Below are 26,643 nucleotides of genomic sequence, written 5' to 3' on the forward strand. Positions count from 1 at the left end.
AAAAAGTACATATGATCAAGGCCGTATCCCATAGGGATACAGGCGACCAAAAGAATGAGGTTGCTGAGTAGTTTTTTCATTATGTTGAGTTTAGTTGATTATCTATTTTATTCCTCCCACTCGGTATGGAAAATCCCTTCTTTGTCCACACGTTCATAGGTATGTGAACCAAAATAATCGCGCTGTGCCTGAATCAGGTTCAATGGCAAACGACTACTAGTATATGCATCAAAATAGGTAAGGGCATTGGAAAGTCCAGGCAAGGGAATACCGTTGGTGGCTCCATAGGCAACCAATTCGCGAGCTGCGGCCACGGTTTCCTGCACTTTTTCCACAAAAGAGGGGGAGAGCAACAAGTTCTCTAAATCTTCATTGGCCCGATAGGCCTCGGTAATGTCCGCCAACAAAGCCGCTCGGATAATACAGCCCGCACGCCAGATTTTGGCAATTTCACCCAGTTCCAGCTCGTAGCCGTACTCTTTTGAGGCATCGGCCAATTGGTGCATGCCCTGCGCATAGGTAATGATAAAGGCAAAATACAGTGCCTGCTCCGCCTTATTGATAAAATCCGTTTTGTCCACCGCATCTGGAATGGGCCGATCATACAGTTCATCTGCTTTGACACGCTCGTCCTTCAAGGCTGAGATTTCACGCATGCTCACTGCCACATCGATGGTAGGAACGGGAATACCCAGGTCCATCGCATTTTGGGAGGTCCATTTTCCCGTCCCTTTTTGCTTGGCTTTGTCCAGTATTTTATCCACGAGATGGCCATCTCCCAAATCATCTTTTTGCTCGAAAATTTCGGAAGTGATTTCCACCAGAAAAGACTGCAATCGACCTTCATTCCAAGTTGAATACGTTTCGTGGAGTTCTTCGTTGGAAAGTCCACCTGCTTTTTTCAAAAGGTCATAGATTTCGGAAGTGAGTTGCATCAATCCATATTCAATCCCATTGTGCACCATCTTCACATAGTTCCCAGCTGATTTCGGACCCAAATAGGCCACGCAGGGTTCCCCTTTGTATTTGGCGGAAACCGCTTCAAAAATGGGTTTTACATGTTGATAAGCATCACGAGAGCCCCCGGGCATAATGCTAGGCCCCAATCGGGCACCTTTGGCCCCACCGGAAACCCCAGCACCAAAAAAGTTGATCCCTTTTTCTTTCAGATAGGCTTCACGCCGGTCCGTATCCGTAAAAAAGGAGTTTCCGCCATCGATTATGATGTCATCTTTATCCAAATGGGGCAGCAGACTTTCAATGACAATATCCACCACTTTTCCAGCGGGCACCAATAGCATAATTTTTCGGGGCGTGGCCAGTGCATCCACAAAGGTTTTTATATCGGTGGAGGCATTCACCTTGTCCGTATTGCCACCTTCAGAAATCAAGGCATTCACTTTTTCATCATCCAAATCATTTCCAAATGCGGTAAAGCCATTATCGGCCACATTCAGAATAAAATTGCGTCCCATTACGCCAAGGCCAACCAGCCCAAAATCATACTTCTTTGTCATGTTCTTAGTTTTTAGCCCCTTACGTTAAGACAACACTAAGTAAGCTATTTGTTGAAATCCGAACCTAAAATAAACCTTATATTCGTTACGCTCAAATAATAATGGTCTCATCTGAAAACGAGGTGTCCATTTGAAAGATTCAAGCAGCAAAAACCTTACAGCTATGAAAAAGACCGATAACCAGATGCTCGTAATTTTTGGAGCATCGGGTGATTTAACTGCCCGAAAATTGATTCCGGGACTCTTTAACCTTCATTTGGCGGACCACCTGCCCAAAAATTTTGTGGTTTTAGGGGCGAGCCGGAGTAATTTAACCGATGCCGATTTCAGGGACAGGGTAGTTTATAAAAGCTCTTACCTGAAGGATAAAGTAAGGGACGCGGGGGAAGCCAAAACCAAAGCTTTTGCCGATAAGCTTTACTACGAGGATTTGGGCAAGGACTACGATACGGATTATGGCGATTTACGAAAAAGGATTGAGGACCTGAAGGAGAAACACGATACCTCTGGGAACATCATCTATTACCTTTCTACGCCTCCAACTTTGTATGAAACGGTGGCCAAAAACCTTGCCGATGCGGAAATGAACACCCAAAACCATGGTTGGAAACGCTTGATCGTGGAAAAACCTTTTGGATATAGTTTGGAGACAGCCAAAAACCTGAACAAAGGACTGCATCGGTTTTTTGAGGAACATCAGATATACAGGATTGACCATTATTTGGGAAAAGAAACCGTACAGAACTTGTTGGTGACCCGGTTTTCCAATAGCATTTTTGAACCACTTTGGAACCGGAATTATATTCATCATGTGGAAATCACCAATGCCGAGAGCGTTGGGGTTGAAAAGCGAGGGGGGTATTATGACAAATCGGGCGCGTTGCGTGATATGTTCCAGAACCATTTGTTGCAACTTGTTTCTTTGGTGGTGATGGAACCTCCCATTGGGGATGACGCGGAGGAAATTAGGAATGAAAAGGTGAAAGCCTTGAAATCCCTTCGAGTGATGACAGATGAAAAGACATTGTACGACAATACGATTCGAGCTCAATACGTAGCCTCGGAAATCAACGGAAAGAAGGTGAAGGGCTATCGCGAAGAGGATGGGGTTGATCCCAATTCCACCACGGAGACTTATGCGGCCATTAAGTTTTATGTGGACAATTGGCGTTGGCACGGGATTCCGTTTTATGTCCGTACCGCCAAACGTATGCCTACCAAGGTCACGGAAATCGTGATTCATTTTAAGGAGCCCCATCACCAAATCTTTCAAGAATCGGGAATGCATCGGGACAACAAACTGGTTATCCGAATTCAACCTGATGAGGGTATATTGATCAAATTTGGGGTGAAAGTACCCGGCCAGGGCTTTAAAGTGGAACGAGCGAATATGGACTTTTACTATTCCAGTTTGGCGGAGACCTATGTCATGGAAGCGTATGAACGACTTTTATTAGATGCCATGCAGGGTGATGCCACTTTGTATGCTCGAGCTGATGAGGTGGAGGCTGCCTGGGAATTTGTAGATCCCATCCTAAACTATTGGAAAAATGGAAAGGATGTGAGAATGTATGGGTATGCTGCAGGAGTTTGGGGCCCTGAAAATGCGGATGATTTGATTGATGGCAATGGTATTTGGCGGAATCCGGGGGAAAACTTGGCCGATGATCCCGGTTATTGTGTGATATGTTAGTTTTAGGAGTTAGGAGTTAGGAGTTAGGAGTTAGGAGTTAGGAGTTAGGAGTTAGGAGTTAGGGTGGTGTATGTCAGTTCGAGCGGAGTCGAGAACAAAAGAAATTGGATTTAGATGGAATTAAAAGTATACAGTGATAAACACGAAGTCGCAGAGCAATTTTCCGCCTATTTGGTGGATAAACTAGGGACTGGTAAAACTTTTCATGTGGCGCTGTCAGGAGGAAGTACTCCAAAAATTGTATTTGATGTGTTGGCTGAGAATTTTTCAGATAAGGTGGATTGGAGCAAAGTCCATTTTTATTGGGGCGATGAGCGTTGTGTACCTCCAACGGATGATGAAAGCAATTACAAAATGACAGTGGGGCACCTCTTTTCAAAAATTGAGGTCCCCAAAGAGAATATTCATCGGGTTTTAGGGGAAAAAGACCCGGAAACTGGAGCTATGCGCTATGCCAACTTGTTGGAAATCAATTTGGATAGGGTTGAGGATGTTCCCCAATTTGATTTGGTCATTTTAGGCATGGGCGATGATGGGCATACCGCCTCTATTTTCCCACACCAAATTGATTTATGGAATGCGGAAGACCACTGTGTGGTAGCCACCCATCCAGAATCTGGTCAAAAGCGGGTGTCCATTAACGGGAAGGTCATCAACTCGGCCAAAGAAGTCGCTTTTTTGGTTACAGGTGCCTCAAAGGCAGAAAAAGTAAAGGCCGTTGTGGAAAAAACCGAAGGTTCGGAAGTCTATCCGGCCACTTTGGTCGACCCAAAATCTGGAAATTTGGTTTGGTTTTTAGATAAGGATGCGGCGGCAGACCTTAATCCAAGTCCATCTTAGCATTTTCACCTTCCAAAAATTCCAAAAACTCGTTTACCTTAAAGTTGGTGGATTCATATTTGCTGTCACGATGGAAGGCGGATTGTTTCCGCTCCTTGCTTCGGGCAAACCGGCGGATATCCTGTTTGGTTTTTAGGATCAATCCAGGTACTGTTTTGTTTTTACCATCTTTTCCTTTGGACACCATGGTGAAATATGAAGAATTGCAATGTTTGACTTCTCCCGTGGTTACATTTTCAGATTCCACGCGAACGCCAACCACCATGGAGGTTTTTCCGGTATAGTTGATGGAAGCTTTCAGCGTAACCAATTCTCCAACATCAATGGGGTTTAAAAAATCAACCCGGTTCACGGATGCAGTTACGCAGTAACTCTGTGAATGCTTGGAGGCACAGGCAAAGGCAATTTGGTCCATAAGATTGAGGATGTGCCCACCGTGCACTTTGCCCCCAAAATTGGAATGGGAGGGAAGCATCAGTTCGGTAATGGCAACCCTACTTTCTTTGGACGACTTAAATTTTTTCATTGGTTTCTAAATAATGGGGATTTTTCGGTCTGCACTTCAGTGATAAAATATTTGGTATCGCCCAACCAGAAAAAGGTGGCGTATCGTTCTTTGTACGTCACTTTAATATATTGACCTTGATATTCTTTCATCTTTTCAATGATTTCCTCCTCTTTATCCTCCACAGAAAAGGAAAACACATTGGTTCCAGAAAGCCCTTGACTGATTTGACCTTCCCAGGTTTTGACCAAAACTCCCTTGTGACTAAATTTCATGAGCTCACCTGAACGATACCCCTCACTGTAGGGTACGTAGTAGATAAAGGCAAAATAGCCCACCACTCCGAGTACAATGACAGAAATGGTAATAAATAGAATCTTTTTCACGGGTTATGGTTCAAGTTTTGGATTGTCATCAGAATCATCCTCAAGGGCACGTTTCAATAGTTTTTCATCAATACTCTTGCTTGCTTTGGCCCCTAGTATTTTCAGGTTCTCTACCTTTTTAATCAAATTTCCACGACCGGTCAATTTTTTCATGGCACTTTGATAGGTATTTTGGACTGTTCCAATTTGATTGCCAACCTTCAACAAATCATCCGTTAAATTGGTGAATGAATCGTATAGTTTACCTGCTTCAGTGGCAATTTCTATGGCAAACCTTTTTTGTTTGTCATTCTTCCAAAGATTGTCGACCAACTTTAATGCCGCCAACAGCGTGGAAGGGGTCACAATAATGATGTCCTTCACAAAAGCTTCTTCGTACAGATTGGGTTCGTGTGCTGATGCTATGGCAAAAGCGGGCTCTGTGGGGATGAACATAAAAACTGTATCGGGGCTTTCTTCTATCAAAAGCTGATAGTTTTTTTTGCTGAGTTCTTCCACATGTCTTTTAATGGAATCTATATGTTGCTTCAGGTAAAGTTCTTTTTGTTTTTCATCTTCTTCTGAAACATATCGTTCAAAATGAACAATGGAAACTTTACTGTCCACAATCATTTTCTTTCCATCGGGCAAATGAATAAGAACATCAGTTTGATACCTTTTACCTTCCTCATCTTTAAAACTGTCCTGAAGGGTATATTCCCGGTCTTTTGTCAACCCGGATTTCTCTAAAATCCTTGTGAGGATCACTTCGCCCCAGTTCCCTTGCATTTTACTGTCGCCTTTTAGGGCTTTGGTCAGGTTTTCGGCTTCTTGAGTAATTTTGAGGTTTTGACTGCGCAAGTCCAGCAGTTGCTGCTTTAAAGACGAGTGTAATCCAAAATTTTCTTGCTGGGATTTTACAACTTTTTCCTCGAACTCCTTTATTTTTTTGTTGAGCGGGTTTAGAATATTTTCAATATTCTCTTTATTGCTCTTGGTAAACTTTTCGCTTTTTTCGTCCAAGATTTTGTTGGCCAGGTTTTCAAATTCTTTGGTGAATTTTTCCTGTAACTTTTCCAATTCCTCCTTTTGCTCGGAAAGTTTTATTTCCAAATTGCTGGATTTGGCTTCTTCTCGTGCCAATGCTACTTCAAGATTGGATTTTTTTTCTTGAAATTCCTTCAATTCATTTTTTAAAGTGAGTTCTTGTTCCTTGGACTTGGTTTCCAATTCTTTCCAAACGGTTTCGTTGGATTTGGTCTTTAATTTTTGAATATAGATGCCTACAAACAATCCTATGGCAAGTGCCAAAACTCCAACAATAAGGTAAATCAATTCGGTACTCATAACGATTTCTACAGGATAAAGATAACGGATTCCAATCGATGGAAGGAAGGGAAAATGAACTTACTTATTCACTTTAAACGAACCGGTCTTGGTATCAAACTGTACCATTTCCGAAGGAAACAATTGCTCAAAATGCTTTTGTTCTATCAATTCACAGGGGTCGCCAAAGGGATTGGTGTCACCGTCCAAAATCAGGATTTTATCACATAGCTGAATGGCCAAATCAATTTCGTGGGTGGTGAAAACGATGGTTTTTTGACTTTTATGTGCCAGTTGTTGGAGCAATTTCAAAATCTGAACCTTATGGTAGAGGTCCAAATGGGTGGTGGGTTCATCCAATAAGATTAAGGGCGTATCCTGTGCCATGGCACGGGCAATCAACACACGCTGTAATTGACCATCACTCAATTCATGGCATTTAGTGTTGCGAAGTTCCTCCAACAAAAAGGCTTCCATGCTTTTTTGAATATGCATTTTGTCTGCAGAAGTCAGTGTTCCAATCCAATTGGTATAAGGTTGTCGTCCCAAAGTAATCAATTCTTGAACCGTCAAATTTTTGGATGTAGGTTGTTCCGTCAGAACCACACTCAGTTTTTGAGCAAGGTCTGATGGGGTATATTTTTCCAGGGATTTGTTTTGAATTTCAATCTCTCCGCCCAGCTTTGGTTGAAAGTTGGCCAGGGTTCGCAATAAAGTGGATTTTCCTATGCCATTGACACCAACAATTCCACAGAGTACACTGGGTTCTAAACTAAGGTTGATGTTTTTGGCCACTACTTTTGAACCATAACCAACGGCCAATGCTTTCACTTCGATTATGGAATTCTTCGGTTCAGCCATTAGAACATCATTTTTCGTTTTCGTACCAAGAGCCAGATGACCACCGGAGCCCCTACCAATGAAGTAATCGCATTAATTGGAAGCACGTTGGCCGTATTGGGCAATTGTGCCAGGGTGTCACACAACAACATCAAAATGGCACCATATAAAAATACGGCTGGAATCAGGATACGGTGCTCCATCGTGTCAAAAATCTGTCGGGTGAGATGGGGCACCGCCAACCCCACAAAAGCTATTGGGCCAGCAAAAGCGGTGATTCCACCTGCCAACAAACCTGTTGCAATAATAATCAGCAATCTTGATTTTTTAAGGGAAACCCCTAGACTTAACGCATAATTTTCACCCAATAAAAAGGCATTTAACGCCTTGATAGATAGAATGGAAAGCAAGGTTCCCAAAAGAACAATGCCCCCCAAAAGCAAAACTTGTTCGGAAGAGAGGTCACCCACACTTCCAAACGACCAGAAAATAAAGCGTTGTAGGCTTTCCGCACTTGAAAAATACGCCAAAACACTCACCAAGGCCGAGGTGATGCTGCCAAACATCAACCCTATAATAAGGAGTGCCATGGTATCCTTGATGCGTTGTGCGACCAGCATTACAACCAATAGCACCAAAAAACTACCCACACTAGCGGCAATGGCCAGCGAGATGTCGCTTAAAAAAGCAATGGAAGTCAATCCGGTTAAGAGTGAAGTGCCCATTAGCAATAACGCGGCCCCCAAACTGGCCCCCGAACTAATCCCCAAAACAAAAGGCCCCGCCAGTGGATTTCTGAATAAGGTTTGCATCAGCAGTCCGCTCAGAGACAATCCACCACCCACTAAAATTGCGGTAAATGCTTTGGGAATACGATACTCCCAAATAATGTACTGCCAAGAAGCGATGTCCACAGGCCTGCCAAACAAAGAGGATAGGGTGGCGCCAAATGGGATGGCAACGGACCCCGAGCTTATGTTCAACAGCCATGCGAGCAACAAAGCCACAAAAATTAGCACAAAAGAAAATCGATATGATTTTGGTGTGTGCATTTAGCGGAGGGGTTTAAAGAAAAACGGTTCGTAATCGGGCAATACATCGGGATGCAAAATGTGGATGAGGTCTTTGAGGACCAAATCTGGTCGTTGTGGTGCGAGTTCATAGAATATTAAGCCGCCTTTGGCACCTTTTTCAATAGCATTGGAATAGATTTTTCTATCTGTAAATGCCTTAAATTGTTGATAATGTGCATTGATCTGTTTCACCTCTTCATACGTAGTATGGGAGGATGGATTGAACCAAAAATCGGCCTGCTGCCCCTTTTCAAGCACAGCTTCCAAACTCAATCCGATACTTCCTGTATTTTCAGATTCACTCCAGATGTAATCGGCATTGGCATCAGCTAAAAATTGAGCCATCCAGCTTTTTCCTCCTGCCACATACCAAACATCTTTATAGAGTCCGCCTGTGAGGACAGTAGGTTTTTCTGTTGCTTTTTGAGCCATTGTTTTTGCTTCGGTATACCCCGTTTCAATTTCCGAAAAAATACGGTCAGCTTCCTGTTCTTTTTGAAAGAAAGGAGCAAAAAACTTAATCCACTCCGCTTTTCCCAAAGGAGTCTGCTCTACCCAATCCCCATTATAAACCACTGCAATTCCAGACTGCTGAACGGTGTTGTACGCCTTGTTGGTGTCATTTATACCAAAGCCCATTACCACCTCGGGATTGAGTTCCAGCACCATTTCGGTATTGATGTTTTCATTGGTGCCCAGTTCCTTTATATTACCATCATCCACCAATTTCCGAGCTTCTTTTGATGAAATGAGGTTTGTATTTGGAAATCCGCCCACGGTATGCAAAACACCTAATGCTTCCAATGAAGGAATATGGGTGGTGGAGGTGACTACCATGCGCTGGACAGGGGTGGCAATGATGGCATCATAGGCATCCCTTGGAAATGTCATTACCGCCAGCTTTTCTCTTGGAACCAGGGCATAGGTAAAACTTTTTTCTGCTCCCGGCCAAGCCGAAGTAACTTCAATTTCAGTAAAGTCGGGGTTCTTTTGGATGGAAAACCCAGTGGCATATTTAATCCCGGATTCGGGGCCATTTTGTTCAACGGGAATTGACTTTTTTTTCTCCCAACAACTGATAAGGAAAACCAAAATAAACCCGCTCAAGAGGAGATTTCGCAACTGATTTTTAACCATAGCCCCAAAAGTAAGATTATTTAACTTTTGCAAGAAAAGATTAAACAGATTGATTACATTCGTGCCGAATTTTGGTTCATGTAAGACTTGGTTTTACATGATTAAAAGGGAATCCGGTGCAAATCCGGAACTGTTCCCGCAACTGTAAGCTGTGCCGAATCGGCACTGATGTTTTTGAGCATCAGTACGTAGGAGGTGCTTGCCACAACTTCAAAACCACTGCTGTAAGGCGGGAAGGTCGTTGGCAAGACGCAAGTCAGGAGACCTGCCAAATTCAAACAAACAATGTTAAACTTTCGGGATAAAAGTTTACGTATGGGTATCATACTATTCTCCCGTTTATTCTCGTAAACGAAATGAAAAAAAGTTATTTATGGGTATCTGCCGCGATTTTGGCAGGCAACGGACTTTCTGCACAGGAACAACAGAAAGATTCCATTCCACTGCAAGAATTACAAGAAGTGGTGGTGAGTGATTCCAAGTTTGAATTGAAACGTGAAAATTCAGGAAAAACGGTGATTAAAATTACTGCCAATGAATTAGAACGGAACCAAGGCCGAACTGTGGCTGAAATTATCAATACTAAAAGCGGTGTTGAAATCGCCGGAAGTCGAGGTCGTGATGGCGATGTTCTGGGTGTTTTTGCCCGAGGCGGTCGCGGAAAACAGGTTTTGGTGTTGATTGACGGAGTTCGGGTTTCGAACCCATCCAGTTTTTCACCAGAGTATGATTTGCGGTTGTTGTCGCCATCGACCATCGCATCCATTGAAATTATCAAGGGGGCGGCCAGCACGCTTTATGGAACCAACGCGGCTACGGCGGTCATCAATATCACCACGAAAAAGAGTGTCAAAAAGCCCATTGCCGGCAATTTCCAAACCAGTGTAGGTACCAGTCAAACCGCAGAAGACCAAAATTACAATCTGGGAAGTTTTGCCAATTCGGTTTCTATTAACGGTACTTTGGACAAATTCAGCTATGCTGTTGATTTTGCTAATCGTTACAGAAGTGGACTCTCTGCATCGGTGACTCCCGAAAATGAGGAGGATATTTTCTCCCATTTCAGCACCAATGCACGATTGGGGTATCAATTCTCCAAGGATTTAGAAGTATCTGTATATGGAAATCAGACCAAGTATAGTAATGAATATGATGCTTCCTCAGTTGATGCTCCAAATTTGGGTAAAAGCAACCAAAAAAGGGTAGGGGTGTCATCCTCTTTTGGCTATGGCAAGGGTTCCATTCAATTGAATGCCGCCTACACCGAATACGAAACCAATTCCAAGGATACGTTTGGCGAAAGTACCACCGAAGGAGACAATATTGTGCTAGACCTGTACAACAAATATGTTTTCGATGACCAATGGCATACCATTTTAGGGGTGAACTACAGCAAGGATGAGACGGTTTTTTCGGATGAGGCCGAATTTACCATTTTTGACCCGTATGCCAATGTGGTTTATGTTTCTGATTTTGGATTGAACTTGAATGTGGGCGGACGGTTGAATACCCATTCAGAATATGGAAATCATTTTGTGTACAATGTGAATCCTTCCTATGTTTTTTCGACCCCGGAAGGATATGTGAAACTTTTAGGCTCGTATGCTACGTCCTATATCACACCAAACTTGACACAGTTGTTTGGGGCTTTTGGAGGCAATCCAGATTTGGAACCTGAAGAGAATAGAACCTTGGAAGGAGGGATTGAATACGCCATCAACAAAAAGTTTAGAGTTAGCGCCTTGTATTTTGACCGAAATGAAAAGAACACGATTGGGTTCGACCAAAATTTTATGAGCATCAACCTTTCCGATGAAATTAATGCCAATGGTGTAGAGGTAGAAGCATCATGGCAGGCATTTGATGCATTGACTTTGGATGCCAATTACACCTTTACGGAACGAAAGGGAGATAACGCCATTCGTATTCCAAAACACAAGGCCAATTTAAATTTAGGTTATCAGCTTTGTGAAACCACCAATATAACGTTGAATTATGCCTATACCGGCGAACGGTTTGATACCGATTTCAGCACCTTTACTGATGTGGCTTTGGAATCCTTTTCCTTGGTCAACCTCTATATTGGACATGAGCTTATTGACCATAAACTGAGCTTGTTTCTAAGTGCAGACAATCTGTTGAATGAAGATTATACCGAAATCATTGGGTTTACGACCCGGGGACGGAACTTTCGGATTGGGATGAACCTGAATCTTTAAAGAAAAAGGCGGCCATTGGCCGCCTTTTTTATTCGATGATAAGATTATTGATTTGGGTAAAATCAATATCCAAGGGTTTGTCCAAATACATATTGTCCCTCGTTGGGGTGAGGAGCCTTGAACTGGCAAAGGATTTGGCGGGCATTTGTGTTGCAAAGCTTTTTTTGCTGGAAATCCCCGTAATTTCTTCAATGGCTCGAGCCAATAAGGGCTCGTTGGAATCGCCCAACACGCCGAGGTTGGCAATATCTTCCAGTAAAATAATATCTGGGGAAAGACCGTCGGTGTAATCATAAAAACCATCTGCGTTTTCGTTACGCCCTACCAAGGGTTGTAACCCCCAACTATTATCGGAATTGATATTGTTCTCACGACTACTACTGTACACAAAACCGTTTCCAGGGTCATCTACCAAGGTTATGGAGAACTCATTTTTTCCCCTAGTAGTTTCGCCTATGTGAATGACCTCAACATAAGGAGCCAGACCGTTCATGACCAACTCACTGGCAGAGGCTGAGTCGTTGGTGGCGATAACAAAAACCCTGCTTAAATTAAGTGAGTTGATGGCACTGGCACCCGTGGAATTGGCAAAATAGTCCTCCAGTTGGTCATCGCTTAGCTGTTCCTGGACTTTGGCATTCCATCGCTGTCTAATATATAGGTCGCTCGTATTGGTGCCATAGACCATACTGGCCAAAAGACGGGAGGTATTTACCGAACCACCGGGGTTGTAGCGCATATCTAAAACGAGTTCGGTGGCTCCCTCGGCTACAAATTCGCCAAAGGCAGCATTGAGCTGTTCATTAAAGTTGCTTAAGAACCGGTTGTACATTAAATAGGCCACTTTAGTACCGTTAACATCAAGGGTTTCTGCCACCAAAATGGGATCCTCAACTTGGTTCTCGATTTTGGTCAAAGTAACTTCGGTATCGTTGTCCACAATTTGGTTGCCCACAACATCCGCCATGCCCAAGGTGTAGGTGGTATTACTTCCATATAATAGACTAATGTAGTTATCAACGGTAAGCGGTTGGCCATCCACACGGGTAAAAACATCCCCTCTTTGAATATTTTTGGTTGAAGCATCAGAATCAGGAACAATGTAGAGTACATAGCCAAAAACGCCATCACCTTCGGAAAACTGCACTAAATTGAATTCCAATCCATTGCTTCGGGATACGCCCGATAGATTGTTGACCAGTTCGCTGTAATCATCATTTAAAAAACTGAAGCGGTCTTCGTTGAAAAGAAGCACATCGTAGTAAAAATCAGCTGGGTCAGGAGTTTGCTCTAAAAATTCGGTGTATTCGGCATCCGAAGAAAATCGAGTATCGGACAGTACATCAACATCACCTTGCCAAAAATACCAGAGGTTCAGGGCCTGCCACATAAAATGTTGTGTGATGGCATCAGAGCCGGCCAACAGCTGAGGGGTCTCCCCATTTTTAATCTGGTTGTCGTCATTGTTACATGCTGATACGAGCAAAGACAGCCCCAAAAACAGAAGAACATATTTTTTCATAGCAAAGTTTTTACGGAATACCTCAATTTTCATTCCATTTATACATCAAAGAGGTTGGTAAGTTAGGCGGCGATTTTAAAAATTCTTACGAATTTGTGCTACAAAATAGGTACATAATGGCAGATTACAAATTTTTTGTAACAAATTTCGATATGTGTCGTCGTGATAGTGTAGGTCGATAAATATGACCTGAAACAACGAAAACAACCAATGAAACAAGCTGAATTTTTAAATGTGGTAATGCCCTTTAAAGACAAACTCTACCGACTGGCAAAGCGCCTGTTGGTTTCGAGGGAGGAAGCGGAGGACGCCACCCAGGAAATTTTGCTGAAACTATGGTCAAAAAACGAGGTGATGGGAACCTATAAAAATGTAGAAGCCTTTGCCATGACGATGACCAAGAACTTTTGTTTGGACCGATTAAAATCCAAACAAGCCGGTAACCTGAAACTGGTGCACAGCAATTATAGCGACGAAAGCACCTCATTACAACATCAATTGGAGGCGGAGGACAGTATAGGTTGGATGGAACGCATCATGGAAGAATTGCCGGAACAGCAGAAAATGGTATTGCAACTGCGCGATGTGGAGCAATACGAATTTGATGAGATATGTGATTTATTGGACATGAAACCCACCGCAGTGCGGGTAACCTTGTCCAGAGCACGAAAAACAGTAAGAGAAGAATTGATAAAAAAACATAGCTATGGAATTGGATAACATAGAAAAATTATTGGAAAAGTACTTTGAGGCCAGCACAACGGTGGCTGAAGAGGAACAGCTCCGGGCGTATTTCTCTCAAGAGAACGTGGCCACACATCTTGAGCAATATAAGCCCATGTTCACCTACTTTTCCATAGCCAAGGAAGAACGCTATACCAAGCAGGTTCCATTAAAACCTAGCGTAAACTATTACAAATGGATTTCCGTTGCAGCGGCAGTAGTGTTAACCTTTGGCATCTATTTTGGTAATCAATACCAAGAAAAAAAGAAAGCAGAATACGCTTACGAAGAAACTATGAAAGCCTTTGAGCTCCTCGCGGAGAACTTTAACAGAGGTACAGAAAAAGTAGCGTATTTGAAGGAGTTTGAAGAAGCAAAACAAAAAATTTACAACAACAATTAAATCGTAAAAAAATGAAAAGAAATATTTTAATCGTTTTGATCGCCGTTCTGCCCTTATCTGGATTTTCACAGTCCTTGTTCGACAGGTTTGAGGATATGGACGATGTTACATCCGTAGTGGTGAACAAGAGTATGTTCAATCTATTGGCTAAAATTGATGTGGAAGTGAACGACCCTGAAGCCAGGGATTTCATGGACATTGCCAGTAGTCTACAAAGCTTGAAGGTGTTCACCACCGATAATGAGAAAATTGGCTCGGATATGAAGTCTTCTGTAGATAGTTATTTGAAGTCTTCACGTATGGAAGAGCTTATGCGTGTAAAGGATAAGGATGCCAATGCAAAGTTTTACATTAAGCAAGGAAGGGATGATGACCACGTAAGCGAACTCTTGATGTTGGTCACCGATATCAATGAAATTGAAGCTGATGGAAGAAAAATAGAGACCGTTCTGTTGTCCCTAACCGGTGACATCGATTTGAACAAAATCAATTCATTGACCAAGAAAATGAACCTTCCTGAAGAGTTGAACAAAGCAGGAAAAAAAGGAAATTAAGCTATGAAAAGACTAGTGATTTTAATGCTTTTGACTTGTGCTCCTTTTTTGGGAACCTCACAATCCATTTTCGACAAGTTTGAAGATTCTGATAGAATAGGTTCGGTGACCATAAATCGGGGAATGTTGGATATTCTGGCAACAATGATGGAACATGATGATGATCCAGAGACCAAAGAATTCATCCAGATGGCAAAGAACATCAACAATATCAAGATTTTCTTATCTGAAGATAAAGGAGCTGCTGCTGATATGGCGGCAACCATGTCACAGTATGTGCTGTCGTCCAGATTGGAGGAGCTGATGAAGGTAAAAGATGGGGATACCCAAGTGAAGTTTTACATCAAACAAGGGAAGGATGAAGACCATGTCGAGGAATTGTTAATGTTTGTGACAGGAGTCGATGAGGTTAAGGACCATCATTTTGAAACTGTTTTGTTGACTATGACAGGTAACATAGACTTAACTAAAGTGGGAACATTGACCAATAAGATGAAGCTTCACAAAGGCTTGAATAAAATTCAGGAGAACTAAGTGAGATAGCCGGGGGAAAGACTTGGGATTTTGTAACAAAATGCAGTATCCGAGGACTTATTAACGTAGCGTATTAAAAATCAATCAAAAAAAGAAACAGATGAAATATATTTTTAAAAGCGTTTTGGCAATGGGAGTCCTGCTTTTGGCTTCCTGTTCCTCGCAACAAAGCCTTCAGGAATACTATGTGGATAATTCGGAGAATCCGAATTTTATTTCCATTGACCTTCCGGCAAGTATCCTTAAAATGGATGCTGTGGATTTGAACCCTACCCAAAAAGAAGCGGTGGAATCGTTACGAAAGTTTAACCTATTGGCCTTTAAGAAGGATTCTGATAATGCATTGGAGTTTGAAGCAGAGAAAAAGAAGGTGCGAGAAATCCTAAAAGGCGATGACTTTGTGGAACTGATGAAAATCAATTCCAAATATGGTAAAGGCGTGATCAAGTATTTGGGCGATGAAGATGCCATAGATGAAGTCATTATTTATGGCGATAGCGATGAAAAAGGCTTTGCTTTAGTACGGGTTTTGGGCAAGGACATGAACCCAGCCCATATTGTGCAACTTATGCAGGCCATTCAAAAATCAGATTATAAAGGAGAAGGATTAGGTGACATAGGTGATTTCTTGAAAGGATAAAAAATACATCAATCAATAAACGATAAAAAGGGCAACAAGTGTTGCCCTTTTTTTGTGACCTTATTTTTATCTTAGTGTCTCATTATAAGAACACTAACAAATCAAATCACCAGCATCATGGAAAAAGCAGAAGAATGGATGAACTACGGTTTAGACCTAGCCAAGGAATTTGGCCCAAAACTCATAACAGCCATCCTTATCTACCTTGTGGGGATGTGGATCATCACAAGGATAGTACGGGGCACTCGAAAGGTAATGTCCAAAAGCAAGTACGATGAATCCTTGCAGAAATTCTTGTTAAACCTTTTTTCCTGGGCCTTAAAAGTATTCCTGATCATTGTTGTAATCTCTAGGCTCGGTGTGGATGTCACCACCTTTGCCGCCGTAATCGCTGCTGCTGGTCTTGCCGTAGGTCTGGCCTTGCAAGGTTCCCTTTCCAACTTTGCGGGTGGGGTATTGCTCATGATTTTTAAACCGTATCGCATTGGCGATCTAATTGAAGCCCAAGGGGTGCTGGGTGTGGTAAAGGGAATTGAAATTTTTACCACCAAATTGGTCACGCCCCAAAACAAGCTTGCCATTGTGCCCAATGGGGCCATGGCTAACGGAAATATCATTAACTATTCCGCCGAAGGGAAAATGCGGGTGGATACCGTTATTGGGGTGGGTTATGGAGAAGACATCAAAAAAACCAAGGAGGTTTTATTGAAAGTGCTAACCGATAACCCCAAAGTGTTGCAAGACCCCGCACCCTCTGTAAATGTGATGGAATTGGCGGACAGCTCCGTGAATTTTGCAGTGCGTCCCTTTTGCCAACCCCAAGATTATTGGGACGTGTATTTTTCTACCTATGAAAATTGCAAATTGGCCCTGGACGCTACCGGAATTGAGATTCCTTACCCACATTCCGTGGAAATTCATAAAGATGCATAGTTATTGAACAAAAAGAAATCTATACCCCAGTATAATTCGCTGGGGTTATTTTTTAATTCGATGTAATCAATCGTATTCGTTGATCCAAAGATGCCATACATCCATTTCAGCTGGATTTTATAGGCAAAAAACGCTACCTTCACTTATCGGTCTATATAAATCACTTTGTACTGAGCGCAGCCGAAGTATTGAAACGATTCATATCTTATAACGTTGGCTGCAAGCTGAACAAAAAACTAAATTTTTACATTTGACCTCTGAAATAAAAATAATTCTTGAAAGTAGAACATAACATATCTCGATTAAAGCATTTACTGAAAATGTATCAACTCTCAGTATCTGACTTTTTATCGAAAATCAGTGAAGGGTTGAAAAAGCCCATTACTGAAAAAGATGTTTTTTCAGAAAGAATAGAAATTGGACATTTAAAAAGAATAGACAAGCTTTTCGAAAAGGGAATTCATTACTATTTAGACCCAAAGGCACCCGAAAACTCTAAAGAGGCAAGTGTGTTTTTTAGGAAAGAAAGTTTTGGAACTGACTTAAATTTTAGAGCAAAAAAAATAGTTAGTCAATTTGAGGAATTGAAAATATCCATAGCAGCTATTTCTAAATTAGCAGAATTGGATACCAAAAGAAAAATTCCAAAATTTAGTATTCAAGATAATCCGAAAAAAGTAGCAAACGAATTTAGACAAATTCTTTATCCTGATTTCACATCTAAACGTAGAGATTTTCTAAAAGCCCTTATTTCAAAGTTTGCAGAAAGCAATATTTTAGTTTTTGAGTTCGTAGAAACTCATAACCGTAAAGAAAAAGCCAATATCGATGGTTTTTTTCTTAAACCAAACGTCATTGTTTTAAAAAGACATCAATCTTTCAGAAGAGAATTTTTCACTTTAGCACACGAATTAGGTCACTTTTTACTCGATAAAGAAGAAATTGAACTACTTGATTATAATGTAATTGCTGACAAACATTTATCTAATATAGAAAGGTGGTGTAACGATTTTGCATATCATTTTTTGGTTGGAGAATTTGGAAAAATGCTCAAAAATATTGAACCTGCCAATTCGTCAAATGATTATCATTTTGATTTAATAAAAACGGTTTCTGAAAACACTCATTTAAGCCAAATAGCATTATTTACAAGGTTATTGTTTGAAAATCAAATAAGTCAATCTAACTATAATAAAGTTAGAAACGACTTTGAGGAGCAGTTCAAAAAACACCAAGAAGAAAAAGAGCGAGAAAAGGAATTACAAAAAGAGAAAGGAATAAAGATAAGAGGTTCAGTTGCTCAACCAATCTCTTCACCTTTGTTTATCTCTACCATTCAAGCTGCATTTTACGAAGGCATTATAAATGAATATGACGTTTGTAAAAAACTGAATATTAAGCCTGAAAAATTGGACAAATTCATTCAATGATAGTAGTAATAGACACAAGTTCGTTATTGTCCTTGGTTCGTTATTACTTACCATTCGACCAAAACAACAAGCTTTTTAATTTTATAAAAAAAGAAATACAAAGTCATAATATAGTTGTTATTGACGAAGTACTAAACGAATGTAAATTAGTTTCTGGCAAGCTGGTTGTAAAGAAATTAGATTTCTTAATCGATAAAGATTTTTTAAAGGCACATAAAATTCCAGTGAAAACTGAAAATCTAATTCCACCTTCACCAAAAAAATTCTACAACCTTGTAGATAATACTTTTATAACAACAAACGCAAAACGTTTAAATAGTGCCCAATTCGAACAGCAAAAAAAGGAATTTCTAAATTCTGCAGACGCAAGAATGATTATCTACTTACTAACTCAAATTAGTAAAAATTCATTTGAAAAAATAATCCTTGTAACAGAGGAAACGGAAGGTAGTAATGACTTAAAAGCTTTCAAAAAGCTACCAGCGATTTGTAAGATTTTGAGTATTGAGGTAAAAACATTGCCTGAATTATTGGAATTGTATTCTGATATTAATTTCTCGTTTGAATAAAATAAAGCAGCAGCCAACAACGTATATAAAAAATAGCGGTTTTGGTGCTTAAACGAAAGATAAATAATAAAATAAAGGTCAGTTATCAACCTAAAAGTTAGTGAGTATAATCCTCTACTTTTCATATACAAGACCGATAAGTGAAATCCAAATTCAATTCACTTTTTTAGAACTATGACCTAAACCCCCGTATAATTAGCTGGGGTGATTTGTTTCAATTCCGTTTTAATGGCTTCCGAAACCTCTAGTGTCTCAATAAAATCTGCTATGGATTTTTGGGTGATTTTCGCATTGGTTCGAGTCAAGCCCTTTAGGGCTTCGTAGGGATTGGGATAGCCCTCGCGACGCAAAATGGTCTGGATGGCCTCCGCTACCACGGCCCAATTATCCTCCAAATCCTGTTCGAACTTGTCTTGGTTCAATACCAATTTGCTCAACCCTTTTAAAGTCGATTGGAATCCAACCAAGGTATGTGCAAAAGGCACGCCCACATTTCGCAATACGGTGCTGTCGGTCAAATCCCGTTGCAATCTGGAGATGGGCAATTTTGCAGACAAATGCTCAAAAATAGCATTGGCTAGTCCTAAATTCCCTTCAGAATTCTCAAAATCTATGGGGTTTACCTTGTGCGGCATGGCCGAGGAACCTACTTCCCCTTTTTTGATTTTCTGTTTAAAATAATCCATGGAAATATAAGTCCAGATGTCTCGGTCCAAATCTATAAGGATGGTATTGATGCGTTTTAATCCATCAAAAAGTGCCGCCATGTGGTCGTAATGCTCAATTTGGGTGGTAGGGAAAGAGTGGTGCAAGCCCAGTTTTTCTTGCACAAATTGCTTTCCAAACGCTTTCCAGTCCGTTTTGGGATAGGCCACTTTGTGGGCGTTGTAATTTCCCGTGGCACCCCCAAATTTGGCCGCACTGGGAATGTCATTCAATAGATTGAACTGCTCTTTGAAACGCTCCACAAACACCTCAATTTCCTTGCCCAAACGGGTAGGAGAGGCCGGTTGCCCATGGGTGCGTGCCAACATGGGAATATTTTCCCATGCCGCCGCCAGTTCCTTTAATTTTTCAAACACCTCAAAATACGATGGAACGTACACTTCATTCATTGCCTCTTTGATGGAAAGTGGAATGGCGGTGTTGTTGATGTCCTGAGAAGTCAGTCCAAAATGGATGAACTCCTTGTGTTTTTCTAAACCCAACGCATCAAATTGCTGCTTAATGAAGTACTCAACGGCCTTTACATCATGGTTGGTGACCTTTTCAATATCCTTGATGGCCTGCGCATCTTCCGAAGAAAAATTCTTGTGGATGTTTTGCAGCGCTGGAAATTTCTTCGCATCAAAATCGGCCAATTGCGGCAGTGGAATTTCACAAAGCGCGATGAAATACTCAATTTCAACCTGAACACGGTACTTGATAAGCGCCTCTTCGGAAAAATAATTCTTTAGGCTTTTGGTCTTGTTTCTATATCGGCCATCAATGGGTGAAATGGCGTTGAGTTGTGTTAGGGACATTTTTGCGAACAATTTTGAAAGTTGCAAAGATACTCAAACTGAAAGAGTTTAATGGCCTATTTGGGCCAACTTGTCCAGGGTTTTTTTGGCCCGGTTTTTATAACCTGTGGTGCCAGAGCCATAAGTGTCTTCCAGAACTTGGCGCAATTCGGGATGGACCCAGTCGAATTTTAGCCCCAAATAGTAGAGAGAAGTCATGGAAAAGACTTTTGGAGCCATGTTCATTTCGCTGATAAGCCAATCAAAGCAGGCCGTCATGATTTTTTCCAACTGTTCGTCAGTGACATTCTTTTGGAAAGCCGGGTCTTTCTTTTTAAAATAAGCCGCACACACCATTTCACAGACACAGGCCATGGCCCGAATAGTGGCTTCTGATTTCAAATGGCCCAACATTTCAGTAAAATTGTCAAAAAAGGGCAACAGATAGTCCAATTTCTTTTCAACAAGATGCCGAAACGTCCAACTGGCATTGAAAGTGCCTTCCTGTTCCTCCACCAAAATTTCTTTCAAAAGGGCACCCACCAATTTGGGCTGAAGTATCAATTCGTCTACCAAATGGTTTACATCAGCTTTGGAAAGCCTTCCGGAATGCAAAGCGGTATGGAGTTGTTGTTCCGTCATGATTTTGGTACCAATTGCTCTACCAGCTTGGGAACACCTTCTGCCGCTGTTTCTGCAATGACCGTGAGCTTGTCAAAATCGGATGAGCGGATAGTGGGCCTGGGATCTATAAAATAGATGGGTGTTTCTTTTTGTGCATAATGGATTAGACTAGCCGCAGGATACACTTGCATGGAAGTGCCTATTATGATTAAAATTTCAGCCTCTTGGGTGATTTGCGCCGCCGTTTCCAACAAGGGAACCATTTCCCCGAACCAAACGATATGCGGACGTAGTTGATGCCCATTTTCATCCAAATCACCCAGGACCAAATCCGAGGTCCAATCCAGGATATGGGTTTCATCCCAAGTGCTACGCACTTTGAACAATTCGCCATGCAGGTGCACCACATGTGAACTACCCGCTTGTTCATGGAGATTGTCCACATTTTGGGTAACGATGCTTACCTCAAAGTGTTGCTCCAGGGTGGCAAGCGCCAAATGTCCTGCATTGGGATTGACTTCCAATAATTGCCGCCTGCGTTGGTTGTAGAATTCCAAGACGAGTTCTGGATTTTTGGCAAAACCTTGGGGCGAAGCCACTTCCATAACATCATGGCCTTCCCAAAGTCCATCGGCATCCCGAAAAGTTTTGAGACCACTCTCGGCACTCATGCCGGCTCCGGTAAGTACGACTATTTTTGGTTTGGGCATTTTATGCAAAATAAATTTGACTATTTCCTATATTTCATTCATATATTACAGGCTCAATTTCATCGATTTCCCATATTTCATTGTTGTTTTTTATATATACTAAGGCTGTAACACCACATTGTTGACCACAATTTGCAGTAAAATCTAATATTCCAAACTTTTTTTGGTCATCGAATTGAATTCTGGAAAAACCCATTAATCCTAACAAGTAAAAGTCTTTACTTCTTTCATAGCGCTTTTGTGGTCCCGGAACTTCACTTAGATATTTATAGTCATAGTCCTCTTTTTTTTCAAGTTTTGTAATATCCAGCCTAAATTTCTTCCCAATACTGGTTGCATCAAATGTCAAATTCATGTTTGAAAAATGCTGATTTACATATTTTTCATAGAAAGATGAATTAAATTCATATACGGAGTCCCTGATTCCAAGTATGGTATTAACGGAGGTTTCTTCTACCCAAACAGAAGTACTGTCCTCTAGTATTTTTGGAATCATATACTTTCCACTCAAATCTCCAAATTGAAGATCAATAATTTTTGGCACTACTTCATAAAACACTTTTTGTTCAAATCGCAGATCGTTTTGTGATTTTGAACATCCAATAACTGCAAAAATTAAAAATAAACAGAGGAGATATCTTTGAATCATAAGCAGCAATTAGGTTTTTTGCGGTAAAATACGCTCTTATCTCTTCAAATCCAATATCGAGTACCACAAACTCTGATTTTCCCTATCTTGTTTCAATGTTCAACGATGCTCTGCTCACTTATTTGGAAACTTATCTCACTGAAGAGCGAAAGCAGCGTTTTTTGGACGTACTGCAAAACCGGACCAGATGGCTCACCGTAGCCCTAGAGGATGTGTACCAAATGCACAATACCAGTGCCATTATCCGAAGTTGTGATGTGTTTGGGGTTCAAGATGTACATGCAGTGGAAAACCGTTTTGGTAAACGGTTGGACAAAAACATAGCGATGGGAGCAGAGCAGTGGGTGGATGTGTACCGCTATCAGACTACGTCTGAGTGTCTCGATAAACTAAAAAGTGACGGCTACCAAATCATTGCCACCACACCCCATGACAATTCACAATTGTTACCTGATTTTTACCCCAAAACCAAAACAGCCCTCTTTTTTGGAACTGAAAAAGAAGGCTTGAGTGAGGAAGTCATGCAGCGGGCCGATGGGTTCCTAAAGATTCCTATGGCGGGCTTTTCGGAAAGTTTGAACGTTTCGGTGTCTGCGGCCATCATCATTCAAGAACTAGCCAAAAAAGTAAGGGATTCTTCCTTGGATTGGCCGTTGTCGGACATCGAACTATTAGAAAAGCGATTGGACTGGACCAAAAAGTCGATAAAGGATGTGGAAGGGATTATCAACAGGTATTTGTCCGATTAAACTTTTTTGTATTTTTAGCTGATAACCAATCTTTTAAACTCATGATGACAGTTCTTTACATTTTAGTAGGCCTAGTGCTGCTGATAATCATTTTGGCCGCCATAGCCCCCAAGACCTACAATGTTTCCCGCACTACAACCATCGCTAAACCCAAATCTGAGGTTTTTGCCTATTTGAAGTCTCTTAAAAAGCAGGGCGAATGGTCGCCTTGGGGCAAACGTGACCCCAATATGGAACAAAAGTTTACGGGAACGGATGGCGAGGTAGGTTCCATGAACTATTGGAACGGAAACAAAGAAGTAGGCGAAGGGGAACAGGAAATCACAAAAATTGTGGATGGCGAACGCATTGAATCCGAACTCCGATTTTTGAAGCCTTGGAAATCCACTTCAGATGCCTATATCACTACCGAAGAAGTGGATGCAAACACTACCAAGGTAACTTGGGGTTTCTCAGGAAAAAACAAGTTTCCCATGACGATTATGATGTTGTTCATGAACATGGACAAAGCCGTTGGAAAGGATTTTGAAGAAGGCCTGGCCAGTTTAAAAAATATTTTAGAAAATCAATAGGTTATGGAGTTCAATTTGGTAGGTTGGTTCGAGATTCCTGTGGTGGATATAGATCGTGCGAAAAAGTTTTATGATGCTGTATTTCGGGTTGAAATTCAGTTACACGATTTGGGTGGCACAAAAATGGGATGGTTCCCTGCGGACCATGGGAAACCTGGAGCTTCAGGGTCATTGATTCAAAATAAGGATTGGTACACCCCCAGTGAACGTGAAGGGGTTTTAATTTATTTTAATAGTATCGACCTTCAAAACGAACTTGACCGCATAGAACCGAATGGGGGTAAAATTGTTCAGGCCAAGACCCAAATCAGTCCGGATATAGGGTATATGGCTGTATTTTTAGATTCAGAGGGCAATAGGATTGCCTTGCATTCCAGACAATAAACATTATTCCACCAATTCCAAAAGGGCAATATCAAAATCATTTTCCAGAATGACTTTGCCATTGGCAACGGTTACCTCAGTTTCGGAATAGGTGTCGTATAATTTGGTGCCATCGCCAAAGAATCCCTTTACCCAAAGTGACTTTTTACCTTTTGGTAAATCAAGCCCAACCACTACTTTGTCCCGATAATCTCCGTTGTCATAGGTTCTTGAGAATACGTAAGGGGATTTGGCCAAGCGTTTGTGCTTTCCGGCCCCAACAGCAGGGTGGTTTCTTCGGAATTGCCCCAATTTTTGCCAGTGTTTGTGCGCTTTTTGGATTTCTGGAAGGCTATCCAGTTCTTCCCAGTTCATGAAGGAACGTAGGGTGGCATCACCTTGAGTACCTTCAATGATAAGGCTTCGTGAAGTTTCATCACCATAATATACTTGTGAAGCCCCGGGCGTTAGTAAGAGGACATTGGCAGCACGATAGGTTTTCTTCCGTTCCGGGTCATAAGGAGTGCCATCATCATGCGAAGTCAGATAGTTAAGCACACTTTTGTCCTTCAGTTTGGTATGGAGCAAACCACTATATTTTTTAAAGATGGTTTCGTAGTTTTTATCAGCATCGGTCTTCAACTCAAAATTGATAAGGCTTTTAAATCCATAGTTGAAGAAATCCACTTTTTTATCGCCAAAATCAAAATTACGCCCTCCTGAAATCCCATAATTGTAGACTTCCCCGACCATGTAAAATGGATTATTGTCCATAATTTGGTTTGGATGCTTTTTCTTCCACATTTCAAAAGCATAGGTAGCTTCCTTGTGAAGGTCTTCCCATGCATTTTCATTGACATGCTTTACGGTATCCACCCGAAATCCATCCACGCCATAATCGTTGATGTAATCCGTTAGCCATTTAATGATGTAATAGCGGGGCGCCCTTGGATAGCCGGTACGTTCAAAGAAGAGTTGCAGCTCGTCCAATTCCTTGCTCAAACGCCCCTCATCCTTCCATTTGGCCAGCAAGGCATCTGGAAGTTCCACAGGCTCATTGGATTCCGTAAGAATGTCGGGCAAGTTTTCCACCAAAGTACAGGCGGTAGTATTTTCGTAGGTGGTGAACTCGCATGCAGGCCCTGTCCGTACCCAATCCTCGGGCCAAACGGGGTCTTTATCTGTAACGGGCCCTGTATGGTTCAGAACCACATCCAAAAGAATTCGTATGCCTTTCGCGTGTGCGGATTTCACCAAGTTCTCCAAGTCCTTTCTCGTTCCAAAATTAGGATCAAGGGCCGTCCAATCCTTGGTCCAATAGCCATGGTATCCGTAAGTGTTGCCTGTTCCCTCATTGGTGGCCCCATGTACTTGCTCTACAAGAGGAGTGAGCCATATGGCATTTATGCCCAAATCGGTAAAATAGCCTTCTTCAATTTTTTGGGTGACCCCAGCAATATCCCCCCCTTCAAACCCCCTTAAAACAGCAGTTTCCTCGATTCTTTCAAAATTAATGTCGTTATCGGGATTTCCGTTATTGAAACGATCCGTTAAGAGAAAATAGATGTTGGCGCCTTCCCAAACAAAGGGGACCTCTTTTTTAGGAGTTTCCTGCTCAACTACCTGTTCAACGGTTTGCTGTTTTTTTGCAACCTCTTTACAGCCTAGAAAAAGGGAGAGTATAGACATGACAACAAGTAGCTTTTTCATGTTTTGGGATTTTGTCTAAAGCTATAAAATGAATACGGAATTCTAAAATTTATTTAGCCGCAGGACATTGGCCCAAAATGGGAAAATAGTTAAGGGATTTACTTTCTGTTTAGCACTTTATACTCTTCGTAACAGCTTGAGATGGCATCCAAAATCTGGAGGTCATTGGCTGTATTGATAAATGACTTGGAATAATTGCAATTATTGAGAATGTCTTCAATATCCACTTTTTCCAACTGCAACAATTCGGTAAGAACTTCACGGTCAAATTTGGAAGCGAGCAGGTTTCTGATTTCATCATCTGCTTTCATTTGCTGCAATTTTCGCAATTGTCTGGGTTTTTTGCCAAACAGGTTCCGCAAGAGGTCGGCCGGATTCAAGATGGCTCCCAACACTTTGGTTACCGCACTGGGGCTTTTGTTGCCAGCTTCATAGCTTGTATTCAATCCCGAAATACTATACTGATAGGCGTTGTTCACGGGAAGATTCTTTACATCGATTTCCAAATATCCGGTAAGTTGGTACGGAGTTACAATCACTTCTTCCAATGCGTAGGCCAGTTCGGTCAAAGCAATTTTGGTATCCTTGATCTTGAACATATCATTGGTGACCCGCACTTTTTGTGATTTGAATCCCAAATAACTGAGGTAAAGGGTGTCATTTACGGCAGCCTCAATGGTAAATTTCCCATTTTGGTCGGTGATAGTCCCAATTACCTGGCTCAGGTTGATGACGTGCACACTTTCCAAAGGAAAATCACTCTGTGCATTGACCACGGTAACCGTTAGTTCTTCCAGAACTGGACTTTCATCCTCGTTTTGGGCCAAGCCTAGCAAAGGGATAATGGCAAAAAGTGTAAGTAGTATTCTTCTCATGCAATCTTTGTAGGTATAAAAGTACTAAACAAAGAAAAATAAATAGGAGCCCCTTACCATTTAATA

The 26,643-nt window shown here is 41.5% G+C and carries 28 protein-coding genes and 1 riboswitch; of the genes, 14 read left to right on the forward strand and 14 right to left on the reverse strand.

What is annotated here, in order from left to right; genetic code table 11:
• Positions 1 to 107: 107 nt before the first annotated feature.
• Positions 108 to 1,517, reverse strand: coding sequence for an NADP-dependent phosphogluconate dehydrogenase (gndA, locus tag J0X14_RS08980; RefSeq protein ID WP_207097413.1), 1,410 nt, complete (start codon positions 1,515 to 1,517; stop codon positions 108 to 110).
• Positions 1,518 to 1,680: 163 nt separating this feature from the next.
• On the opposite strand from gndA, the gene zwf reads away from it, so the two are divergent.
• Together zwf and pgl are read left to right on the forward strand one after the other, a co-directional pair.
• The gene (gene zwf, locus J0X14_RS08985) at positions 1,681 to 3,210 is read left to right on the forward strand and encodes a glucose-6-phosphate dehydrogenase (protein ID WP_207097414.1); all 1,530 of its coding nucleotides are present in this window, start codon (positions 1,681 to 1,683) and stop codon (positions 3,208 to 3,210) included.
• A gap of 114 nt (positions 3,211 to 3,324) precedes the next feature.
• Positions 3,325 to 4,050 carry a 6-phosphogluconolactonase gene (gene pgl, locus J0X14_RS08990; RefSeq protein WP_207097415.1) on the forward strand — a complete coding sequence of 242 codons (726 nt, stop codon included), beginning with the start codon at positions 3,325 to 3,327 and terminating at the stop codon, positions 4,048 to 4,050.
• On the opposite strand, the gene J0X14_RS08995 is transcribed toward pgl, so the two are convergent.
• The 6 genes from J0X14_RS08995 to J0X14_RS09020 are packed head-to-tail and all read right to left on the reverse strand — an operon-like array spanning position 4,031 to position 9,296.
• Positions 4,031 to 4,576, reverse strand: a complete 546-nt coding sequence (locus J0X14_RS08995; protein WP_207097416.1) for an acyl-CoA thioesterase — start codon at positions 4,574 to 4,576, stop codon at positions 4,031 to 4,033. The genes pgl and J0X14_RS08995 overlap by 20 nt on opposite strands.
• Complete coding sequence (locus J0X14_RS09000; RefSeq protein WP_207097417.1) at positions 4,573 to 4,941, reverse strand: 6-phosphogluconate dehydrogenase; 369 nt, start codon at positions 4,939 to 4,941, stop codon at positions 4,573 to 4,575. Before J0X14_RS09000 ends, J0X14_RS08995 begins: the two co-directional genes overlap by 4 nt.
• A 3-nt stretch (positions 4,942 to 4,944) precedes the next feature.
• Positions 4,945 to 6,267, reverse strand: coding sequence for a DNA recombination protein RmuC (gene rmuC / locus J0X14_RS09005; RefSeq protein ID WP_207097418.1), 1,323 nt, complete (start codon positions 6,265 to 6,267; stop codon positions 4,945 to 4,947).
• A gap of 60 nt (positions 6,268 to 6,327) precedes the next feature.
• Positions 6,328 to 7,107, reverse strand: coding sequence for an ABC transporter ATP-binding protein (locus J0X14_RS09010; protein WP_207097419.1), 780 nt, complete (start codon positions 7,105 to 7,107; stop codon positions 6,328 to 6,330).
• Positions 7,107 to 8,138 (reverse strand): iron ABC transporter permease, encoded by a 1,032-nt coding sequence (locus tag J0X14_RS09015; RefSeq protein WP_207097420.1) that lies wholly within the window; start codon positions 8,136 to 8,138, stop codon positions 7,107 to 7,109. The genes J0X14_RS09010 and J0X14_RS09015 overlap by 1 nt, the downstream gene beginning before the upstream one ends.
• Positions 8,139 to 9,296 (reverse strand): ABC transporter substrate-binding protein, encoded by a 1,158-nt coding sequence (locus J0X14_RS09020; RefSeq protein WP_207097421.1) that lies wholly within the window; start codon positions 9,294 to 9,296, stop codon positions 8,139 to 8,141.
• Between the two features lie 55 nt (positions 9,297 to 9,351).
• Positions 9,352 to 9,584: riboswitch (cobalamin riboswitch) on the forward strand.
• Positions 9,585 to 9,652: 68 nt separating this feature from the next.
• Here J0X14_RS09020 and J0X14_RS09025 point away from each other — a divergent pair.
• Positions 9,653 to 11,515, forward strand: a complete 1,863-nt coding sequence (locus J0X14_RS09025) for a TonB-dependent receptor plug domain-containing protein (protein ID WP_207097422.1) — start codon at positions 9,653 to 9,655, stop codon at positions 11,513 to 11,515.
• A gap of 28 nt (positions 11,516 to 11,543) precedes the next feature.
• On the opposite strand, the gene J0X14_RS09030 is transcribed toward J0X14_RS09025, so the two are convergent.
• A complete protein-coding gene (locus tag J0X14_RS09030; RefSeq protein ID WP_207097423.1) occupies positions 11,544 to 13,037 on the reverse strand; it encodes a S41 family peptidase in 1,494 nt (497 codons plus the stop codon).
• Positions 13,038 to 13,247: 210 nt separating this feature from the next.
• On the opposite strand from J0X14_RS09030, the gene J0X14_RS09035 reads away from it, so the two are divergent.
• The 8 genes from J0X14_RS09035 to J0X14_RS09070 all read left to right on the forward strand — a co-directional run bounded on the left by J0X14_RS09035 (position 13,248) and on the right by J0X14_RS09070 (position 18,823).
• Complete coding sequence (locus tag J0X14_RS09035; protein WP_207097424.1) at positions 13,248 to 13,757, forward strand: RNA polymerase sigma factor; 510 nt, start codon at positions 13,248 to 13,250, stop codon at positions 13,755 to 13,757.
• Positions 13,744 to 14,163, forward strand: a complete 420-nt coding sequence (locus tag J0X14_RS09040) for a hypothetical protein (RefSeq protein ID WP_207097425.1) — start codon at positions 13,744 to 13,746, stop codon at positions 14,161 to 14,163. Before J0X14_RS09035 ends, J0X14_RS09040 begins: the two co-directional genes overlap by 14 nt.
• 11 nt (positions 14,164 to 14,174) lie before the next feature.
• Positions 14,175 to 14,717, forward strand: a complete 543-nt coding sequence (locus tag J0X14_RS09045; RefSeq protein WP_207097426.1) for a DUF4252 domain-containing protein — start codon at positions 14,175 to 14,177, stop codon at positions 14,715 to 14,717.
• Positions 14,718 to 14,720: 3 nt separating this feature from the next.
• Positions 14,721 to 15,251, forward strand: coding sequence for a DUF4252 domain-containing protein (locus J0X14_RS09050; protein WP_207097427.1), 531 nt, complete (start codon positions 14,721 to 14,723; stop codon positions 15,249 to 15,251).
• Between the two features lie 100 nt (positions 15,252 to 15,351).
• Entirely contained in the window at positions 15,352 to 15,891 is a 540-nt protein-coding gene (locus tag J0X14_RS09055) for a DUF4252 domain-containing protein (RefSeq protein WP_207097428.1), read from the forward strand.
• A gap of 117 nt (positions 15,892 to 16,008) precedes the next feature.
• Positions 16,009 to 16,824 carry a mechanosensitive ion channel family protein gene (locus tag J0X14_RS09060; RefSeq protein ID WP_207097429.1) on the forward strand — a complete coding sequence of 272 codons (816 nt, stop codon included), beginning with the start codon at positions 16,009 to 16,011 and terminating at the stop codon, positions 16,822 to 16,824.
• Between the two features lie 275 nt (positions 16,825 to 17,099).
• A complete protein-coding gene (locus tag J0X14_RS09065) occupies positions 17,100 to 18,254 on the forward strand; it encodes an ImmA/IrrE family metallo-endopeptidase (RefSeq protein ID WP_242527965.1) in 1,155 nt (384 codons plus the stop codon).
• Positions 18,251 to 18,823, forward strand: coding sequence for a DUF4411 family protein (locus J0X14_RS09070; protein ID WP_207097430.1), 573 nt, complete (start codon positions 18,251 to 18,253; stop codon positions 18,821 to 18,823). Before J0X14_RS09065 ends, J0X14_RS09070 begins: the two co-directional genes overlap by 4 nt.
• A gap of 179 nt (positions 18,824 to 19,002) precedes the next feature.
• Here the strand turns inward: J0X14_RS09070 and purB are convergent, their stop codons facing one another.
• Genes purB through J0X14_RS09090 form a run of 4 tightly spaced genes read right to left on the reverse strand, consistent with a single transcriptional unit; the run spans position 19,003 to position 22,308 of the window.
• Positions 19,003 to 20,346, reverse strand: coding sequence for an adenylosuccinate lyase (purB, locus tag J0X14_RS09075; RefSeq protein ID WP_207097431.1), 1,344 nt, complete (start codon positions 20,344 to 20,346; stop codon positions 19,003 to 19,005).
• Positions 20,347 to 20,394: 48 nt separating this feature from the next.
• Complete coding sequence (locus tag J0X14_RS09080; protein ID WP_207097432.1) at positions 20,395 to 20,967, reverse strand: hypothetical protein; 573 nt, start codon at positions 20,965 to 20,967, stop codon at positions 20,395 to 20,397.
• Positions 20,964 to 21,659, reverse strand: coding sequence for an SIR2 family NAD-dependent protein deacylase (locus J0X14_RS09085; protein WP_207097433.1), 696 nt, complete (start codon positions 21,657 to 21,659; stop codon positions 20,964 to 20,966). Before J0X14_RS09085 ends, J0X14_RS09080 begins: the two co-directional genes overlap by 4 nt.
• A gap of 34 nt (positions 21,660 to 21,693) precedes the next feature.
• Positions 21,694 to 22,308, reverse strand: coding sequence for a hypothetical protein (locus tag J0X14_RS09090; RefSeq protein ID WP_207097434.1), 615 nt, complete (start codon positions 22,306 to 22,308; stop codon positions 21,694 to 21,696).
• A 95-nt stretch (positions 22,309 to 22,403) separates the two neighbouring features.
• Here J0X14_RS09090 and J0X14_RS09095 point away from each other — a divergent pair, with 95 nt between their 5' ends.
• Genes J0X14_RS09095 through J0X14_RS09105 form a run of 3 tightly spaced genes read left to right on the forward strand, consistent with a single transcriptional unit; the run spans position 22,404 to position 24,013 of the window.
• Entirely contained in the window at positions 22,404 to 23,057 is a 654-nt protein-coding gene (locus tag J0X14_RS09095; RefSeq protein ID WP_207097435.1) for a TrmH family RNA methyltransferase, read from the forward strand.
• 44 nt (positions 23,058 to 23,101) lie between these two features.
• Positions 23,102 to 23,629 (forward strand): SRPBCC family protein, encoded by a 528-nt coding sequence (locus J0X14_RS09100; RefSeq protein WP_207097534.1) that lies wholly within the window; start codon positions 23,102 to 23,104, stop codon positions 23,627 to 23,629.
• Positions 23,630 to 23,632: 3 nt separating this feature from the next.
• A complete protein-coding gene (locus J0X14_RS09105) occupies positions 23,633 to 24,013 on the forward strand; it encodes a VOC family protein (RefSeq protein ID WP_207097436.1) in 381 nt (126 codons plus the stop codon).
• Between the two features lie 3 nt (positions 24,014 to 24,016).
• On the opposite strand, the gene J0X14_RS09110 is transcribed toward J0X14_RS09105, so the two are convergent.
• Positions 24,017 to 25,702 carry an alpha-amylase family glycosyl hydrolase gene (locus tag J0X14_RS09110; protein WP_207097437.1) on the reverse strand — a complete coding sequence of 562 codons (1,686 nt, stop codon included), beginning with the start codon at positions 25,700 to 25,702 and terminating at the stop codon, positions 24,017 to 24,019.
• A 98-nt stretch (positions 25,703 to 25,800) separates the two neighbouring features.
• Positions 25,801 to 26,577 (reverse strand): carboxypeptidase-like regulatory domain-containing protein, encoded by a 777-nt coding sequence (locus J0X14_RS09115; protein WP_207097438.1) that lies wholly within the window; start codon positions 26,575 to 26,577, stop codon positions 25,801 to 25,803.
• Positions 26,578 to 26,643: the final 66 nt, after the last annotated feature.

The organism is Allomuricauda sp. CAU 1633, from assembly GCF_017313225.1.
Lineage (GTDB): Bacteria > Bacteroidota > Bacteroidia > Flavobacteriales > Flavobacteriaceae > Flagellimonas.

Excerpts from the sequence above, each read along its gene's own strand:
- rmuC (WP_207097418.1), bottom strand. The coding sequence starts at position 6,267 with ATGAGTACCGAATTGATTTACCTTATTGTTGGAGTTTTGGCACTTGCC.
- J0X14_RS09020 (WP_207097421.1), bottom strand. The coding sequence starts at position 9,296 with ATGGTTAAAAATCAGTTGCGAAATCTCCTCTTGAGCGGGTTTATTTTG.
- J0X14_RS09110 (WP_207097437.1), bottom strand. The coding sequence starts at position 25,702 with ATGAAAAAGCTACTTGTTGTCATGTCTATACTCTCCCTTTTTCTAGGC.
- J0X14_RS09100 (WP_207097534.1), top strand. The coding sequence starts at position 23,102 with ATGACAGTTCTTTACATTTTAGTAGGCCTAGTGCTGCTGATAATCATT.
- zwf (WP_207097414.1), top strand. The coding sequence starts at position 1,681 with ATGAAAAAGACCGATAACCAGATGCTCGTAATTTTTGGAGCATCGGGT.
- J0X14_RS09085 (WP_207097433.1), bottom strand. The coding sequence starts at position 21,659 with ATGCCCAAACCAAAAATAGTCGTACTTACCGGAGCCGGCATGAGTGCC.
- gndA (WP_207097413.1), bottom strand. The coding sequence starts at position 1,517 with ATGACAAAGAAGTATGATTTTGGGCTGGTTGGCCTTGGCGTAATGGGA.
- J0X14_RS09040 (WP_207097425.1), top strand. The coding sequence starts at position 13,744 with ATGGAATTGGATAACATAGAAAAATTATTGGAAAAGTACTTTGAGGCC.
- pgl (WP_207097415.1), top strand. The coding sequence starts at position 3,325 with ATGGAATTAAAAGTATACAGTGATAAACACGAAGTCGCAGAGCAATTT.
- J0X14_RS09105 (WP_207097436.1), top strand. The coding sequence starts at position 23,633 with ATGGAGTTCAATTTGGTAGGTTGGTTCGAGATTCCTGTGGTGGATATA.
- J0X14_RS09095 (WP_207097435.1), top strand. The coding sequence starts at position 22,404 with ATGTTCAACGATGCTCTGCTCACTTATTTGGAAACTTATCTCACTGAA.
- J0X14_RS09015 (WP_207097420.1), bottom strand. The coding sequence starts at position 8,138 with ATGCACACACCAAAATCATATCGATTTTCTTTTGTGCTAATTTTTGTG.
- J0X14_RS09090 (WP_207097434.1), bottom strand. The coding sequence starts at position 22,308 with ATGATTCAAAGATATCTCCTCTGTTTATTTTTAATTTTTGCAGTTATT.
- J0X14_RS09025 (WP_207097422.1), top strand. The coding sequence starts at position 9,653 with ATGAAAAAAAGTTATTTATGGGTATCTGCCGCGATTTTGGCAGGCAAC.
- J0X14_RS09115 (WP_207097438.1), bottom strand. The coding sequence starts at position 26,577 with ATGAGAAGAATACTACTTACACTTTTTGCCATTATCCCTTTGCTAGGC.
- J0X14_RS09060 (WP_207097429.1), top strand. The coding sequence starts at position 16,009 with ATGGAAAAAGCAGAAGAATGGATGAACTACGGTTTAGACCTAGCCAAG.
- J0X14_RS09050 (WP_207097427.1), top strand. The coding sequence starts at position 14,721 with ATGAAAAGACTAGTGATTTTAATGCTTTTGACTTGTGCTCCTTTTTTG.
- J0X14_RS09010 (WP_207097419.1), bottom strand. The coding sequence starts at position 7,107 with ATGGCTGAACCGAAGAATTCCATAATCGAAGTGAAAGCATTGGCCGTT.
- J0X14_RS09080 (WP_207097432.1), bottom strand. The coding sequence starts at position 20,967 with ATGACGGAACAACAACTCCATACCGCTTTGCATTCCGGAAGGCTTTCC.
- J0X14_RS09070 (WP_207097430.1), top strand. The coding sequence starts at position 18,251 with ATGATAGTAGTAATAGACACAAGTTCGTTATTGTCCTTGGTTCGTTAT.
- J0X14_RS09045 (WP_207097426.1), top strand. The coding sequence starts at position 14,175 with ATGAAAAGAAATATTTTAATCGTTTTGATCGCCGTTCTGCCCTTATCT.
- purB (WP_207097431.1), bottom strand. The coding sequence starts at position 20,346 with ATGTCCCTAACACAACTCAACGCCATTTCACCCATTGATGGCCGATAT.
- J0X14_RS09035 (WP_207097424.1), top strand. The coding sequence starts at position 13,248 with ATGAAACAAGCTGAATTTTTAAATGTGGTAATGCCCTTTAAAGACAAA.
- J0X14_RS09055 (WP_207097428.1), top strand. The coding sequence starts at position 15,352 with ATGAAATATATTTTTAAAAGCGTTTTGGCAATGGGAGTCCTGCTTTTG.
- J0X14_RS09030 (WP_207097423.1), bottom strand. The coding sequence starts at position 13,037 with ATGAAAAAATATGTTCTTCTGTTTTTGGGGCTGTCTTTGCTCGTATCA.
- J0X14_RS08995 (WP_207097416.1), bottom strand. The coding sequence starts at position 4,576 with ATGAAAAAATTTAAGTCGTCCAAAGAAAGTAGGGTTGCCATTACCGAA.